The sequence below is a fragment of the Enterobacter sp. BNK-18 genome, from assembly GCF_047456135.1.
In the GTDB taxonomy this organism is placed as follows: domain Bacteria; phylum Pseudomonadota; class Gammaproteobacteria; order Enterobacterales; family Enterobacteriaceae; genus Enterobacter; species Enterobacter ludwigii.
Map to the genome: position 1 here is coordinate 4,108,385 of NZ_CP179899.1, position 14,627 is coordinate 4,123,011.

Consider the following 14,627-nt stretch of genomic DNA (forward strand, 5'->3'; position numbering starts at 1 on the left):
AGGATAACAGAAAGCGCGCAAAATTTCTGTTGTTACCCGTCATACTTCAGGCAGCAGCGAAACACGCTGCGCCTATTGTTACTGACGCTATTTTAATTAAAAGGTTCTTTTAATGGCCAATAATACCACTGGGTTAACCCGAATCATCAAAGCCGCCGGCTATTCATGGAAAGGTTTCCGTGCCGCGTGGGTCAATGAAGCCGCGTTTCGCCAGGAGGGCGTCGCCGCTATCATCGCGGTGATTATCGCCTGTTTCCTTGATGTTGATGCGATTACCCGCGTTTTGTTGATCGGCTCCGTGCTGTTGGTGATGATAGTGGAAATTCTCAATAGCGCTATTGAGGCCGTGGTGGACCGTATCGGCTCTGATTTCCATGAGCTCTCCGGCCGGGCGAAAGACATGGGGTCTGCTGCCGTATTGCTGGCGATTATCACTGCGGTCATCACCTGGGTCACGCTGCTTTGGTCACATTTCCGATAAGCCTCGAGAAATAATTAAGTCCCTGGTTTTTTGTGCAGTTTTTGGTTCCAAAATCGCCTTTGACTGTATATACTCACAGCATAACTGTATATACACCCAGGGGGCGGAATGAAAGCGTTAACGACCAGGCAGCAAGAGGTGTTTGATCTCATCCGGGATCATATCGGCCAGACGGGTATGCCACCCACGCGTGCGGAGATCGCTCAGCGTCTGGGTTTCCGTTCTCCGAATGCTGCCGAAGAACACCTGAAAGCGCTGGCGCGTAAAGGCGTCATTGAGATTGTATCGGGCGCTTCGCGTGGCATCCGTCTGCTGGTGGAAGAAGAGACAGGCATTCCGCTGGTGGGCCGTGTCGCGGCAGGTGAACCTTTGCTGGCACAACAGCATATTGAAGGTCACTACCAGGTTGACCCAGGCATGTTTAAACCGAGCGCAGATTTCCTGCTGCGCGTCAGCGGCATGTCGATGAAAGATATCGGTATTCTGGACGGCGATCTGCTCGCAGTTCATAAAACCCAGGACGTGCGCAACGGGCAAGTTGTGGTCGCGCGTATTGACGATGAAGTTACCGTTAAGCGTCTGAAAAAGCAGGGTAACACCGTCCAGTTACTGCCTGAAAACAACGAGTTCTCCCCGATTGTGGTGGATCTCCGCGAACATAACTTCTCTATTGAAGGGCTGGCTGTTGGGGTTATCCGCAACGGTGAATGGCTGTAATCATGTCATAACAGGCTACGGACCTGCCGTAGCCTGATTCAATCTCCACTGCCGGTATTTTTCATGTCACTGCTGACGACATCAGATAAGGCATTGTGGCGTCTTGCACTGCCAATGATTTTTTCCAATATCACCGTCCCTCTGCTGGGACTGGTAGACACGGCTGTTATTGGTCATCTGGATTCCCCCGTTTATCTGGGCGGCGTCGCGATCGGCGCGACGGCAACCAGCTTCCTTTTTATGCTGCTGCTCTTTTTGCGCATGAGTACCACCGGGCTTACGGCTCAGGCGTACGGCGCAAAAGATCCGTTGCGTCTGGCGCGTGCGCTGGTACAACCCTTGATCCTTGCCCTGGGCGCGGGTGCGCTGATCGTGGTGTTGCGCACGCCACTGATTGATCTGGCGCTGCATGTCGTTGGCGGGAGCGAGGCGGTACTTGAGCAGGCGCGACGCTTCCTTGAAATTCGCTGGCTCAGCGCGCCCGCATCACTGGCGAACCTGGTTCTGCTTGGCTGGTTACTCGGCGTGCAGTATGCCCGTGCGCCAGTCATTCTGCTGGTGGCAGGCAATCTTCTCAACATCGTGCTTGATGTCTGGCTGGTGATGGGTCTGCATATGAACGTGCAGGGCGCCGCGCTGGCGACGGCAATTGCAGAATACGGTACCTTTTTCATCGGCCTGTGGATGGTCTGGCGCGTGCTGGCCCTTCGCGGTATCTCGCTTGCGATGCTCAAAACCGCGTGGCGCGGTAATATCCGCACGCTGCTGGCGCTCAACCGCGACATTATGCTGCGCTCGTTACTGCTTCAGCTCTGCTTTGGCGCGCTGACGGTCTTTGGGGCGCGACTTGGGCCGGAGATCGTCGCGGTTAATGCGGTCCTGATGACGCTGCTGACCTTTACCGCGTATGCGCTGGATGGCTTTGCCTATGCCGTTGAAGCCCATTCCGGGCAAGCGTATGGCGCACGCGAAAGCGGCCAGCTCCGCGAGGTGTGGCGGGCCGCCTGTCGTCAGTCAGGCCTGGTGGCGCTGGCGTTTGCACTCATTTACGCCTGTCTGGGTGAACAGATCGTTGCCTTACTTACCTCCCTCCCATCGCTGCGCGAACTGGCGAGTCACTATCTCTTCTGGCAGGCAATCTTACCGGTGGTGGGCGTGTGGTGTTATCTGCTGGACGGCATGTTTATTGGCGCGACGCGAGGTGCGGAGATGCGCAATAGCATGGCGGTCGCAGCGGCGGGATTTGGTCTGACGTTGCTGACGCTGCCGTATCTGGGCAACCACGGTTTGTGGCTGGCTCTGGCGGTTTTCCTCGCGTTACGTGGCCTGTCGTTGGCCTTTATCTGGCATCGTCACTGGCGAAATAACACCTGGCTGCCTTCCCGCCACGATATATCGTGACGGTTAAAGATTCCGAATATAAAAACAACTGCCGGATCCTTAACTACAATAATTATCACGTCCAGCAGAAAAGAACGAAGCGGACGAAACTTACAGACGCTTAACACGAGGACACGATTATGAATAAAGACGAAATCGGCGGCAACTGGAAGCAGTTCAAAGGTAAAGCGAAAGAACAGTGGGGTAAGCTGACGGATGATGATATGACCATCATCGAAGGTAAACGCGATCAGCTGGTGGGTAAAATTCAGGAACGTTACGGCTACGAGAAAGATCGTGCTGAAAACGAAGTGAAAGACTGGGAAACCCGTAACGATTATCGCTGGTAATCCTTTACTCCCCCTGAGGGCGGCTTCGGGCCGCCTTTTCTTTTGCCGTTAACGCGGCTTTTTCTTCACCAGTACCGAATGGTCGTGCTGGCACTCATCCTGGTGTCGACAGGCTTCTACCTCTACGCAGGCTGAGCACAGGCCGTGCGCTTCAATCACGTTATGACGCAACGCAAAGCCCATTTTGGCTGCCAGTGTATGCATAATATCTTCAACGCCTTCCGCACCTTCTTCCTTCACGCTGCCGCAGCGATCGCAGATAAACATGGCCGACGTATGGGTTGGCTGATCGAACAGATGGCACAGCACATAGCTGTTTGTCGATTCAACTTTATGCACAAAGCCCTGTTCCAGCAGGAAATCCAGCGCGCGGTACACCGTTGGCGGTTTAGCCTGTGGCTCGCTTTCGCGCAGCAGATCAAGCAGATCGTACGCGCTGATCGCGCCCTGCTGCAGGCTCATCAAACGTAATACTTCAAGGCGCTGCGGAGTCAGGCGCACATTGCGTTGCACGCACAGCTTTTCTGCCTGCGCTAACAGCTCTTTTGTGGACTTATCCATTTAGCACCCCGGATGTTATAGGCTGGAAAACCCCCACTTTATCATGTTCTGCTAAAAACACCGAGATCCGCCAGGCTGTGCTATACCTGACGCAACGCAATCCGGGGAATAAACGATGAAAAGACCTGACTGTATTCGACACTGGCGCGACGTAGAAGGCGCAGATGACTCAACCTATCCCGACAGTAGTGAACGCTTTGCCATTGGCGCACCGCTGGCGCGTAAGCTCGGCCTTGGACGCATTGGTATACACCATGAGCGTTTACCGCCAGGCCGACGGACCTCTTATCCACATGCTGAAAGCGACGAAGAAGAGTTTATCTACGTGCTTGAAGGCTACCCTGAAGCCTGGATTAACGGATATTTATGGAAACTTGAACCTGGCGACAGCGTGGGCTTTCCCGCCGGAACCGGGGTCTGTCATACCTTCATCAACAACACCGACGAAGAGGTACGGCTCCTGGTGGTGGGTGAGGCCAACAAGAAGCATAACCGTATCTATTACCCGCTTAATCCGGAGTACGCCGCCACGCGCGACGATCGCTGGGTAGACCACCCTCCTCAGTTTTTTGGACCGCACGATGGAAAACCTGGGAAAAAATAATTTCCTCTTCTATAAATATTGAGGGCCGTCACAAATAACTACAGGCCTGGCGGGAATTTAACTTAAGGAAATAGCGGGTCTTTTTGCACTTATTCACAGCAATAGTTCGTTCCTGTTTGGGAGATAACAGACAGGGGTTATTTAATAACAGACTATAAGACGAGCATACTGTGAAAAAACATTTTAAATTTTCGGTGGTTAGCATCGCTGTCTCCTTGTTTATGGCAAATCAGGCGGGAGCAGCCAATACCTGGACAGAATCACGTAGCGACGCCATGGGGGGCACGGGTGTCGCGGCCGGAAACTATGGCAGCGGGGCGTTAATCAACCCTGCGCTACTGGCGAAGGCGAAACCGGACGACGATGTGACGGTCATTTTACCGTCCGCTGGCGTGCAGGTGACCGATGAAGACAATCTTCAGGATGAGATTGATACCATCAACGATAAAATCAACCATTACAAAGACGTGGTTGATAACCTTACACCGATTGAGATCATTACCAACCCGTTAGGTTCCATCAACCAGTTCCAGGGCGCGGCGAAAGATCTCGCCGATGAGCTGGACTATCTTAAGGGCAAAACGGCACGCGCCACGGCGGGTGCGGGGATAGCCGTCAGTATTCCTAACGATGTCCTTTCCGTGGCCTTTATGGCTAAAGGCTATGCCCACGGACGCGTCAGTTCTTCTATTGATCAGCAAGATATTGATTACCTGCGCGGTATTCAACGCAGTGATGCGGTGGCTGCCGGCGTTGCACTGGACGCTGCGCTGAACGGCACCGATCAAATCACGAAAAACCTCAACTCAACGGCGTCTGGCCGGGCGGCAATTGTCTCCGACTATGGTATCGCGGTGGCGCGTCAGTTCGAGCTTGGCGGTGTTCCGGTGTCTGTTGGCGTGACTCCAAAACTGCAAAAGACCTGGGTCTATAACTACACCACCTCCATTTACGATTATGACAGCAACAAGTGGAACGACAGTCGCTACCGTACTGACGACACTGGCTTTAACGTTGATGCCGGTATCGCGGCCGATTTTGGTGAGCACTGGACGGTCGGCGTGAGCGGGCAAAACCTGATGTCACGCGATATCGACACCAAAGACATTCGCATCCGCAACGGGCGCACGGGGGAGGTGGTGAGCTATAAAGACACCTACCAGATCCGCCCTCTGGTTACCGCGGGTGCCGCCTGGCATAACGATCTGGTGACGTTAACCGCCGATGGCGATCTGACGGAAACCAAAGGCTTCAAAAGCGAAGACACTTCTCAGTATGTTGGCGTAGGCGCCGAAGTGACGCCGCTGAACTGGCTGGCGGTGCGTGCGGGTTTCCGTGCTGACATGAAAGGTAACGACAGCAATGTCTTTACTGGCGGTGTCGGTTTTGCACCGTTTAACACGGTCCATGTCGACCTGATGGGCCTGTACGGTGAAGACGAGACCTGGGGCGCAGGCGCCCAGCTGAGCATGACCTTCTAAAGTGCACCGGAGGCGCTGCGCCTCCGGCTTTTCTTTGTGCTATAGTAGCGCCCCCTTTTCACCAGATGCTTAAAACTTCGCCATGTCGTCAGAATTACAGACTGCTTTCCCTGCACACCGTTTCTCCATTGCGCCGATGCTCGACTGGACGGACAGACACTGTCGCTACTTCCTGCGTCAGCTCTCCCGCCATACGCTGCTGTACACCGAAATGGTGACCACCGGAGCAATTATTCACGGAAAGGGCGACTATCTGGCCTACAGCGAAGAAGAGCATCCGGTTGCGCTGCAGCTTGGCGGTAGCGATCCCGCTGCGCTGGCGCAGTGTGCGAAGCTTGCAGAAGCGCGCGGCTATGACGAGATTAACCTTAACGTTGGCTGTCCGTCCGATCGTGTGCAGAACGGCATGTTCGGCGCGTGTCTGATGGGCAATGCATCGCTGGTGGCAGACTGCATCAAGGCGATGCGCGATGTGGTTTCCATTCCGGTGACGGTCAAGACCCGTATCGGCATTGACGACCAGGACAGCTACGAATTTCTCTGCGATTTTATCAATACGGTCTCCGGGAAAGGCGAGTGCGAGATGTTTATCATCCATGCGCGTAAAGCCTGGCTCTCCGGACTTAGCCCGAAAGAGAACCGTGAAATCCCGCCGCTGGACTACCCGCGCGTGTACCAGCTAAAACGTGACTTCCCGCAGCTCACGATGTCGATCAACGGCGGCATTACGTCGCTGGAAGAGGCCAAAACACACCTGGAGCATATGGATGGCGTAATGGTCGGGCGAGAGGCGTATCAAAATCCAGGCATTCTGGCGACGGTCGACAGGGAAATCTTTGGCGTTCAAGGCGCAGATACCGACCCGGTGGCCGTGGTACGCGCCATGTATCCCTACATTGAGCGTGAGCTGAGTAACGGGACGTATCTTGGTCATATCACCCGTCATATGCTGGGCCTGTTCCAGGGGATCCCGGGAGCACGCCAGTGGCGTCGCTACCTTAGCGAGAACGCGCACAAAGCCGGTGCAGACATCGAGGTGCTGGAACACGCGCTACGTCTGGTCGCTGATAAGCGATAATTTTCGCTAAAAGATCGTCAAATTCACCACGCCTCGCACACCCGTGCGGGGCGTTTTTCTTTAAGAACAGCGGGTTATGGTTGGCATGATTCTTGTAATGATCGCGGTATCATTCGGGAACGCGTGGGAGAGCACCATGTTAGAACTACTTTTTGTGATTGGCTTTTTTGTCATGCTGATGATGACGGGGATTTCCCTGCTCGGGATTCTGGCGGCTATCGTCGTGGCGACGGTGGTCATGTTTATCGGGGGATTATTTGCCCTGACGCTGAAGCTCCTGCCGTGGCTGCTGCTGGCCATTGCCGTGGTGTGGGTAATACGGGCGATTAAATCACCAAAACTGCCCACTTATCAGCGCAATAACCGTTTTCGTTACTAAGGTATTGAGGTGTTCGTCACATACCTGCAACTTTTCCAGCAGCATTGCTTAGAACAGAATAGGATTTACTTATCGAATCTGTCACTATGAATGCCGCTAAAGAATTCATCGAGCTGTACCCTACATACAGCCGAACTAAAAAAAGAAAGGGCTTCCCACGGGAAGCCCAATTTCTTTTTAGGGGTCAGGGAATTAACAGACTTGAACCCTGTGTCGCTCTGCTCTCCAGCACCTCATGTGCTCGCCTGGCATCGGTTAGCGCGTATTTCTGCGCCTCCGCCACATCCACTTTAATCACGCCGCTGGCGATCAGCGAAAAGAGTTCGTTGCTGGCCTCGATCAGCTCTTCCCGGTTAGTGATATACCCCTGCAGGGAAGGGCGAGTCACATACAGCGACCCTTTCTGGTTGAGAATGCCAAGATTAATGCCGGTCACGGCGCCCGAGGCGTTGCCGAAGCTCACCATCAGACCGCGACGCTGCAGACAATCCAGCGACGCCTCCCAGGTATCTTTACCCACCGAGTCATAAACCACGCGCACCTTTTTGCCGTTGGTTATCTCTTTGAGGCGCTCAGCAATGCTCTCTTCACGGTAGTTAATCACCTGCCAGGCGCCAGCCTGAAGCGCGCGCTGGGCTTTTTGCGCGCTGCCCACCGTGCCGATAAGTTTTGCACCGAGCGCTTTGGCCCACTGACAGGCGATCAGCCCCACGCCGCCCGCCGCGGCATGAAACAGGAACTGCTCGTCAGGTTTGATCTCATAAGTTTTGCGCAGCAGATAATAGACCGTGAGTCCTTTCAGGAATGAGGCAGCCGCTTGTTCAAACGAGATGGCATTTGGCAGAAGGGCGGCTTTATCGGCCGGCACGTTGTGCACGGAGCTGTAGGCACCCAGCGCGGATTGCGCGTACACCACGCGATCGCCCTCTTTAATATGCTTAACGGCACTGCCCACTTTGAGCACGACGCCTGCCGCTTCCGTTCCCAGTCCGCTTGGCATGGAGGGAGGCGGATAGAGACCGCCGCGAATATAGGTGTCGATGTAGTTAATGCCGATGGCTTTGTTTTCAACCTGAACTTCGTTTTCACCAGGCGCTGCGGGGGTAAACTCCACCGCGTTTAACACTTCTGGCCCACCATGTTTCTGGAATTCAATGCGCGTTGCCATGCTCCCTCCGTCAGAAAAATATGGTAATCTTTCGACCCACTCTTTATCTCGGTAACTCCATTCACTATGGCAGGAAACAAACCCTTCAACAAACAGACTGAACCTCGCGAGCGTGATTTCCAGGTCGCAGGATTAAAAGTCCCGCCGCACTCGATTGAAGCGGAACAGTCGGTGTTGGGCGGTTTAATGCTGGATAACGAACGCTGGGACGACGTCGCCGAGCGCGTGGTGTCCGAGGATTTCTATACCCGTCCGCACCGTCATATCTTTACTGAAATGGCACGTCTGCAGGAGTCGGGCAGCCCGATTGACCTTATCACGCTCGCGGAATCGCTGGAGCGTCAGGGGCAACTGGACAGCGTGGGTGGGTTTGCTTACCTGGCGGAACTGTCAAAAAACACGCCAAGTGCGGCGAATATCAGCGCTTATGCCGATATCGTGCGCGAACGTGCAGTTGTTCGTGAGATGATCTCGGTGGCGAATGAGATCGCCGAAGCCGGTTTTGATCCGCAGGGGCGTACCAGCGAAGACCTGCTTGATCTGGCCGAGTCCCGCGTCTTTAAAATCGCGGAAAGCCGGGCAAATAAAGACGAAGGCCCGAAAAATATCGCTGATGTGCTTGATGCTACCGTCGCGCGTATTGAGCAACTGTTCCAGCAGCCGCACGACGGTGTCACCGGCGTGAACACCGGCTATGACGATCTCAATAAGAAAACCGCGGGTCTGCAGCCGTCGGATTTGATTATCGTCGCGGCGCGTCCCTCCATGGGTAAAACGACATTTGCGATGAACCTCGTCGAAAATGCGGCGATGTTGCAGGACAAGCCGGTTCTTATCTTCAGTCTTGAGATGCCATCAGAACAGATCATGATGCGTTCTCTGGCGTCGCTGTCGCGCGTGGATCAGACCCGTATCCGTACCGGCCAGCTCGACGATGAGGACTGGGCGCGTATCTCCGGCACCATGGGTATCCTGCTGGAAAAACGGAATATTTATATCGATGACTCCTCCGGCCTGACGCCGACGGAAGTGCGCTCCCGTGCGCGCCGTATCGCCCGTGAACATGGCGGCATTGGCCTTATCATGATTGACTACCTTCAGCTGATGCGCGTGCCGTCGCTGTCCGACAACCGTACGCTGGAAATCGCGGAGATTTCCCGCTCGCTCAAGGCGTTAGCCAAAGAGTTGCATGTGCCCGTGGTGGCGCTGTCGCAGCTTAACCGCTCCCTGGAACAACGTGCTGATAAGCGCCCGGTCAACTCCGACCTGCGTGAATCGGGCTCCATCGAGCAGGATGCCGACTTAATCATGTTCATCTACCGTGATGAGGTTTATCACGAGAACAGCGACCTGAAAGGGATCGCCGAAATTATTATTGGTAAACAACGTAACGGCCCTATCGGTACGGTACGTCTGACCTTTAACGGACAGTGGTCGCGTTTCGACAACTACGCCGGTCCTCAATATGATGATGAGTAATTTCTAAGGAATTCAAATGCAAGCGGCAACTGTAGTCATTAACCGCCGCGCTCTGCGACACAACCTGCAACGTCTGCGTGAACTGGCTCCCGCCAGTAAACTCGTTGCAGTCGTGAAAGCGAACGCTTACGGACACGGTCTTATTGAGACCGCGCGAACGCTCCCCGATGCCGACGCCTTTGGCGTCGCCCGTCTTGAAGAAGCCATCCGCCTGCGCGCGGGTGGGATCACTCAACCGATTTTGCTGCTGGAAGGCTTTTTTGAAGCGGCAGATCTGCCGACCATTGCTGACCAGCATCTGCACACCGCGGTACATAACGAAGAACAACTCGCGGCGCTGGAAACCGCCGAGCTGAGTGAGCCTGTCACCGTCTGGATGAAGCTCGATACCGGCATGCACCGTCTGGGCGTGCGCCCGGAAAAGGCGGACGCGTTTTATCAGCGTCTGTGTCAGTGCAAAAACGTCCGTCAGCCGGTGAATATCGTGAGCCACTTTGCCCGTGCCGATGAACCCGAGTGTGGCGCGACCGAGCAGCAGCTGGATATTTTTAATACTTTCTGCGAAGGCAAGCCAGGAATGCGCTCCATTGCCGCGTCTGGCGGTATTTTGCTGTGGCCGCAGTCGCACTTCGACTGGGCGCGTCCAGGCATTATTCTTTACGGCGTCTCTCCGCTGGAGAACAGACCCTGGGGGCCGGATTTTGGTTTCCAGCCGGTGATGTCCCTTGTGTCTAACCTGATTGCCGTGCGCGATCACAAAGCGGGTGAGCCCGTGGGCTACGGCGGAACGTGGACCAGCGAGCGCGACACACGCCTTGGCGTGGTGGCGATGGGCTATGGCGACGGTTATCCCCGCGCCGCGCCGTCCGGCACGCCGGTACTGGTCAATGGCCGTGAAGCGAACATCGTGGGCCGCGTGGCGATGGACATGATCTGCATTGACCTCGGGCCAGATGCGCAGGATAAACCGGGTGATGACGTGGTGATGTGGGGTGAGGGTTTGCCTGTTGAACGCATCGCTGAAATCACAAAAGTGAGTGCTTACGAACTTATCACGCGCCTGACATCAAGGGTTGCGATGAAGTACATCGACTAACAGACCTTTCCAGGGAGGGGTAATGTCACCATCCGAAATGGCCGCTTGTCTGGCTTATGCCCTCTCGGTCTGGCTGGCTGCCAGAAACAGTATTCACACGTGGTGGATAGGCATCATCGGCAGTGGGCTTTATGGCTGGGTCTTTTATTCGGTTCAGCTTTACGCTGACGTTACCCTGCAGCTCTTTTTCATCATCACCAGCATCACCGGCTGGGTGCACTGGCTCAAAGGTCATCGCGGGGAGGTATTGCCCGTTCGGCGTACCCCGCCCAGACATTTCTTCATCCTGCTCGCCTGCGCCCTGCTGGTGGCCGCGGGTTATGGCCTGATCTTGCATCGCTACACTAACGCCTGGGCCCCCTGGGTGGACTCTGTTATTTTGACATTTAGCGTGCTTGCACAGTTTATGTTAATGGGGCGACGCCTGGAGAACTGGTACGTCTGGCTGGCTGTAAACACGCTGGCGGTACCGTTATATGCGATGAGAGATCTGCATTTGACCGCGGGTTTATATCTGGTGTTTTGGTTTAATGCCTGGCACGGTTTATATCAGTGGCGTAAGGAGATTAGCACCCAGTGAAGCCTTATCGCGACGGTCTGGTTGTGGGCAAATTTGCGCCATTACACGTGGGGCATGAAGCGCTGATAAATGCTGCGCTGGCCCAGTGTGAGACGGTCTATATCATCAGTTATTCGCGTCCGGAAATCCCGGGTTATGACCCCGACAAGCGCCTTCACTGGTTAAGCGCGCGCTTCCCGCAATGTCATCACCTTGTGCTGACGCCGGAGGTCATCGCGACCCATGCGCTTGAACCACCACCACATAATGATGCGGATGCCGATCTTCACCGGCATTACGTGGCAACGCTGTGTGAAAAAATACTTCACTGCCAGCCACAGGCCGTATTTACCGCCGAAGACTACGGCGACGGATTTGCGGCGGTGTTAAGCCAGCGTTTTGGCAAGCAGGTTACGCATGTCCGCCTCCAGCGTCCGAAAGGGCCTGAGGCGCCCTCGGGAACCCTGATACGTTCTGACGTCCATCGCTACCGCACGATGATGTCCCCGGAGGTCTACCGTAGCTTTGTCTTTAGGATTTGTTTATTGGGGGGCGAATCGACAGGGAAAAGTACGCTTTCCCGCGCACTAGCGACGACGCTCAACGCCCCGTTTGTCGCCGAGTTTGGCCGAGAATACTGGGAAGAGAAGAATGGCGTGCTGGGATGCGACGATCTGCTGCATATTGCCCGCGAGCAGGTGCGTCGTGAAGCGATGGCCAGCACGGCTCCCTTCCTGGTTTGCGATACCTCGCCCTTAACCACGCTGTTTTATATGCTCGACCAGTTTGGTAGCGCGCCACGCGAGCTAGAGGAATTAGCCGGGCGTGCATATTCTCTGGTGGTGCTCTGTGGCGATGAGTTTCCTTTTGTTCAGGATGGTACCCGTCAGGGGGCTGCATTCCGCCAGCGACAACAGGCATGGTACATCCGCGCGTTAACAGACAGAAATATCCCCTATCTGCCTGTTTCTGGTTCGCTTGCTGAACGCATTGAACAGATTCGACGACATCTGCAGGAACGGATCTGATATCGCTCTCGATCTTCTGTCATATCCGGTTTATTGTTGAAATCCCTGCCTCATCGAATTCCGGAGAATCATCGCGTGTTTCAGAAAGTTGACGCCTATGCCGGCGACCCCATTCTCTCCTTAATGGAGCGTTTTAAAGAAGATCCTCGCAGCGACAAAGTCAACCTCAGTATTGGTTTGTATTACAACGAGGAGGGCATTATTCCTCAGCTGCAAGCTGTGGCAGAAGCGGAAGCGCGTCTTAACGCCGTCCCGCACGGGGCCTCGCTCTATCTGCCAATGGAAGGGTTAAACAGCTACCGCAACACCATTGCGCCGCTGCTGTTTGGTGCCGATCACGCCGTGCTGACACAAAAACGGGTGGCGACCATCCAGACACTGGGTGGCTCGGGCGCATTAAAAGTTGGCGCTGACTTTCTGAAAAAATACTTCCCGGATTCTGGCGTGTGGGTCAGTGACCCGACGTGGGAAAACCACGTGGCGATTTTTGAGGGCGCGGGCTTTACGGTGCAGACCTATCCGTGGTTTGACAGCGAAACCAACGGCGTGCGCGTTGACGCGCTGCTGGAAAAACTGAATACGCTGCCGGAGCGCAGTATTGTTCTGCTGCATCCGTGCTGCCATAACCCGACCGGTGCAGACCTGACTAATGCCCAGTGGGATGCGGTAATCGACGTGCTGAAGACGCGTAACCTGATCCCCTTCCTCGACATCGCCTATCAGGGCTTTGGCGCGGGCATGGAAGAAGATGCCTACGCTATCCGCGCCGTTGCCAGCGCCGGACTGCCTGCGCTGGTCAGCAACTCCTTCTCAAAAATCTTCTCCCTGTACGGTGAGCGCGTCGGCGGCCTGTCAGTGGTCTGTGAGGGCGCTGAAGCGGCCGGGCGAGTGCTCGGTCAGCTGAAGGCGACCGTGCGCCGCATTTACTCCAGCCCGCCAAACTTTGGTGCGCAGGTGGTCGCCACGGTGCTGGGTGACGATCGGCTGAAAGCGTCGTGGCTCGCCGAAGTGGAATCTATGCGCAAGCGCATCCTGACGATGCGTCAGGAGCTGGTCGACGTGCTGAAAGAGGCCGTCCCAGGGCATAATTTTGACTATCTGCTTAAGCAGCGTGGGATGTTCAGCTACACCGGCCTCAGCGCGGCTCAGGTCGATCGCCTGCGTGAAGAGTTCGGCGTCTACCTGATTTCCAGCGGCCGTATGTGCGTGGCGGGGCTTAATGCCAGCAACGTTCATCGTGTTGCGCAGGCGTTTGCTGCAGTGATGTAAGCGCTCACTATCATCCCTCTCTCCCTGCGGGAGAGGGCCGAGTGAGAGCATCAGGACGCACAAAAATCTTGCCCGGTGGCGCTGCGTCTACCGGGCCTTCAGACCTCATCCACGCTTTGTGATCTTCTTCTTTTTATTCAGCTTCATAAGTAAAAACTCCTTCCCTTCATCTCCCCCCGGGGTTATGGTCGGATAGTTTTTTGACCATTCACTCAAAATAAAACGATAACAAACTGAATATTCAGGGGAAAACATGCGCAAGATCACACTGGCGCTCAGCGCCGCCTGCTTATTGTTCTCGCTAAATAGTGCCGTCGTCGCGCGCGCTTCCGCACCGACGCCGCTTTACACCGGCACAACAGCCGCCATGCTTGCCGAGCAAGCACCTGTTCACTGGGTATCCGTAGCCCAAATCGAAAATAGCCTGTTAGGGCGCCCGCCAATGGCTGTAGGATTTGATATCGACGATACGGTCCTGTTTTCCAGCCCGGGATTCTGGCGGGGCAAAAAAACCTACTCACCGGACAGCGAAGCGTATCTGAAGAACCCCGAGTTCTGGGAAAAGATGAATAACGGCTGGGACGAGTTCAGCATTCCTAAAGAGGTGGCGCGCGCGCTTATCGCCATGCACGTTAAACGCGGTGACAGTATTTACTTTGTGACCGGACGCAGCCAGACCAAAACCGAAACCGTCTCTAAAACGCTGCAGGATGATTTTCAGATCCCGGCTTCCAGCATGAATCCGGTTATTTTTGCCGGCGACAAACCCGGCCAAAACACCAAAACCCAATGGCTGGAACAGAAGAACATCAAAGTCTTTTATGGCGATTCAGATAACGATATCACCGCCGCGCATGACGTCGGAGCCAGAGGGATCAGGGTATTACGCGCTTCAAACTCTACGTATCGACCGTTGCCCATGGCCGGAAAGTTTGGCGAAGAAGTGATTGTTAATTCTGAGTATTAACCGCCGGGCGGCGAGGCTGCCTCTTTTTTA

At 55.0% G+C, this 14,627-nt stretch carries 16 protein-coding genes; 14 read left to right on the forward strand and 2 right to left on the reverse strand.

Annotated features, from left to right (window positions below; translation table 11 throughout):
• Nucleotides 1-112 precede the first annotated feature (112 nt).
• From ACMGG3_RS19730 to ACMGG3_RS19745, 4 genes are all read left to right on the forward strand, one after another.
• Complete coding sequence (locus tag ACMGG3_RS19730; RefSeq protein ID WP_014168202.1) at nt 113-481, forward strand: diacylglycerol kinase; 369 nt, start codon at nt 113-115, stop codon at nt 479-481.
• A gap of 108 nt (nt 482-589) precedes the next feature.
• A complete protein-coding gene (gene lexA, locus ACMGG3_RS19735) occupies nt 590-1,198 on the forward strand; it encodes a transcriptional repressor LexA (RefSeq protein WP_014168203.1) in 609 nt (202 codons plus the stop codon).
• Nucleotides 1,199-1,261: 63 nt separating this feature from the next.
• Complete coding sequence (gene dinF / locus ACMGG3_RS19740) at nt 1,262-2,599, forward strand: MATE family efflux transporter DinF (protein WP_014168204.1); 1,338 nt, start codon at nt 1,262-1,264, stop codon at nt 2,597-2,599.
• Between the two features lie 119 nt (nt 2,600-2,718).
• On the forward strand, nt 2,719-2,928 hold the full coding sequence (locus tag ACMGG3_RS19745) for a CsbD family protein (protein ID WP_014168205.1): 210 nt from the start codon (nt 2,719-2,721) through the stop codon (nt 2,926-2,928).
• Nucleotides 2,929-2,976: 48 nt separating this feature from the next.
• Here the strand turns inward: ACMGG3_RS19745 and zur are convergent, their stop codons facing one another.
• Entirely contained in the window at nt 2,977-3,489 is a 513-nt protein-coding gene (gene zur, locus ACMGG3_RS19750) for a zinc uptake transcriptional repressor Zur (protein ID WP_014168206.1), read from the reverse strand.
• Nucleotides 3,490-3,604: 115 nt separating this feature from the next.
• Here zur and ACMGG3_RS19755 point away from each other — a divergent pair, with 115 nt between their 5' ends.
• From ACMGG3_RS19755 to pspG, 4 genes are all read left to right on the forward strand, one after another.
• Entirely contained in the window at nt 3,605-4,093 is a 489-nt protein-coding gene (locus tag ACMGG3_RS19755) for a cupin domain-containing protein (protein ID WP_014168207.1), read from the forward strand.
• A 221-nt stretch (nt 4,094-4,314) separates the two neighbouring features.
• On the forward strand, nt 4,315-5,574 hold the full coding sequence (gene traF, locus ACMGG3_RS19760; protein WP_153853120.1) for a conjugal transfer protein TraF: 1,260 nt from the start codon (nt 4,315-4,317) through the stop codon (nt 5,572-5,574).
• Nucleotides 5,575-5,656: 82 nt separating this feature from the next.
• Complete coding sequence (gene dusA, locus ACMGG3_RS19765) at nt 5,657-6,652, forward strand: tRNA dihydrouridine(20/20a) synthase DusA (RefSeq protein ID WP_049022166.1); 996 nt, start codon at nt 5,657-5,659, stop codon at nt 6,650-6,652.
• A gap of 136 nt (nt 6,653-6,788) precedes the next feature.
• Nucleotides 6,789-7,031: an envelope stress response protein PspG gene (gene pspG / locus ACMGG3_RS19770; RefSeq protein WP_020882842.1), complete on the forward strand. Its 243-nt coding sequence runs from the start codon at nt 6,789-6,791 to the stop codon at nt 7,029-7,031.
• 184 nt (nt 7,032-7,215) lie between these two features.
• On the opposite strand, the gene ACMGG3_RS19775 is transcribed toward pspG, so the two are convergent.
• Entirely contained in the window at nt 7,216-8,199 is a 984-nt protein-coding gene (locus ACMGG3_RS19775; protein ID WP_014168211.1) for a quinone oxidoreductase, read from the reverse strand.
• 66 nt (nt 8,200-8,265) lie between these two features.
• Between ACMGG3_RS19775 and dnaB the strand changes: the two genes are divergently transcribed.
• From dnaB to aphA, 6 genes are all read left to right on the forward strand, one after another.
• Nucleotides 8,266-9,678, forward strand: a complete 1,413-nt coding sequence (gene dnaB / locus ACMGG3_RS19780; RefSeq protein ID WP_008503375.1) for a replicative DNA helicase — start codon at nt 8,266-8,268, stop codon at nt 9,676-9,678.
• A gap of 16 nt (nt 9,679-9,694) precedes the next feature.
• Nucleotides 9,695-10,774: an alanine racemase gene (gene alr, locus ACMGG3_RS19785; RefSeq protein ID WP_014168212.1), complete on the forward strand. Its 1,080-nt coding sequence runs from the start codon at nt 9,695-9,697 to the stop codon at nt 10,772-10,774.
• A 22-nt stretch (nt 10,775-10,796) separates the two neighbouring features.
• Complete coding sequence (gene pnuC / locus ACMGG3_RS19790; protein WP_063215457.1) at nt 10,797-11,354, forward strand: nicotinamide riboside transporter PnuC; 558 nt, start codon at nt 10,797-10,799, stop codon at nt 11,352-11,354.
• Nucleotides 11,351-12,361: an AAA family ATPase gene (locus ACMGG3_RS19795; RefSeq protein WP_182268122.1), complete on the forward strand. Its 1,011-nt coding sequence runs from the start codon at nt 11,351-11,353 to the stop codon at nt 12,359-12,361. Before pnuC ends, ACMGG3_RS19795 begins: the two co-directional genes overlap by 4 nt.
• Nucleotides 12,362-12,436: 75 nt before the next feature.
• On the forward strand, nt 12,437-13,630 hold the full coding sequence (gene tyrB, locus ACMGG3_RS19800) for an aromatic amino acid transaminase (protein ID WP_182268123.1): 1,194 nt from the start codon (nt 12,437-12,439) through the stop codon (nt 13,628-13,630).
• A 253-nt stretch (nt 13,631-13,883) separates the two neighbouring features.
• Complete coding sequence (gene aphA / locus ACMGG3_RS19805; RefSeq protein ID WP_014168217.1) at nt 13,884-14,597, forward strand: acid phosphatase AphA; 714 nt, start codon at nt 13,884-13,886, stop codon at nt 14,595-14,597.
• Nucleotides 14,598-14,627 lie beyond the last annotated feature (30 nt).

Bases quoted from the DNA above. Each gene is read 5' to 3' on its own strand.
- ACMGG3_RS19730 (WP_014168202.1), top strand. From the start codon at position 113: ATGGCCAATAATACCACTGGGTTAACCCGAATCATCAAAGCCGCCGGC.
- aphA (WP_014168217.1), top strand. From the start codon at position 13,884: ATGCGCAAGATCACACTGGCGCTCAGCGCCGCCTGCTTATTGTTCTCG.
- ACMGG3_RS19745 (WP_014168205.1), top strand. From the start codon at position 2,719: ATGAATAAAGACGAAATCGGCGGCAACTGGAAGCAGTTCAAAGGTAAA.
- ACMGG3_RS19755 (WP_014168207.1), top strand. From the start codon at position 3,605: ATGAAAAGACCTGACTGTATTCGACACTGGCGCGACGTAGAAGGCGCA.
- ACMGG3_RS19775 (WP_014168211.1), bottom strand. From the start codon at position 8,199: ATGGCAACGCGCATTGAATTCCAGAAACATGGTGGGCCAGAAGTGTTA.
- dnaB (WP_008503375.1), top strand. From the start codon at position 8,266: ATGGCAGGAAACAAACCCTTCAACAAACAGACTGAACCTCGCGAGCGT.
- dinF (WP_014168204.1), top strand. From the start codon at position 1,262: ATGTCACTGCTGACGACATCAGATAAGGCATTGTGGCGTCTTGCACTG.
- traF (WP_153853120.1), top strand. From the start codon at position 4,315: ATGGCAAATCAGGCGGGAGCAGCCAATACCTGGACAGAATCACGTAGC.
- zur (WP_014168206.1), bottom strand. From the start codon at position 3,489: ATGGATAAGTCCACAAAAGAGCTGTTAGCGCAGGCAGAAAAGCTGTGC.
- dusA (WP_049022166.1), top strand. From the start codon at position 5,657: ATGTCGTCAGAATTACAGACTGCTTTCCCTGCACACCGTTTCTCCATT.
- alr (WP_014168212.1), top strand. From the start codon at position 9,695: ATGCAAGCGGCAACTGTAGTCATTAACCGCCGCGCTCTGCGACACAAC.
- lexA (WP_014168203.1), top strand. From the start codon at position 590: ATGAAAGCGTTAACGACCAGGCAGCAAGAGGTGTTTGATCTCATCCGG.
- pspG (WP_020882842.1), top strand. From the start codon at position 6,789: ATGTTAGAACTACTTTTTGTGATTGGCTTTTTTGTCATGCTGATGATG.
- pnuC (WP_063215457.1), top strand. From the start codon at position 10,797: ATGTCACCATCCGAAATGGCCGCTTGTCTGGCTTATGCCCTCTCGGTC.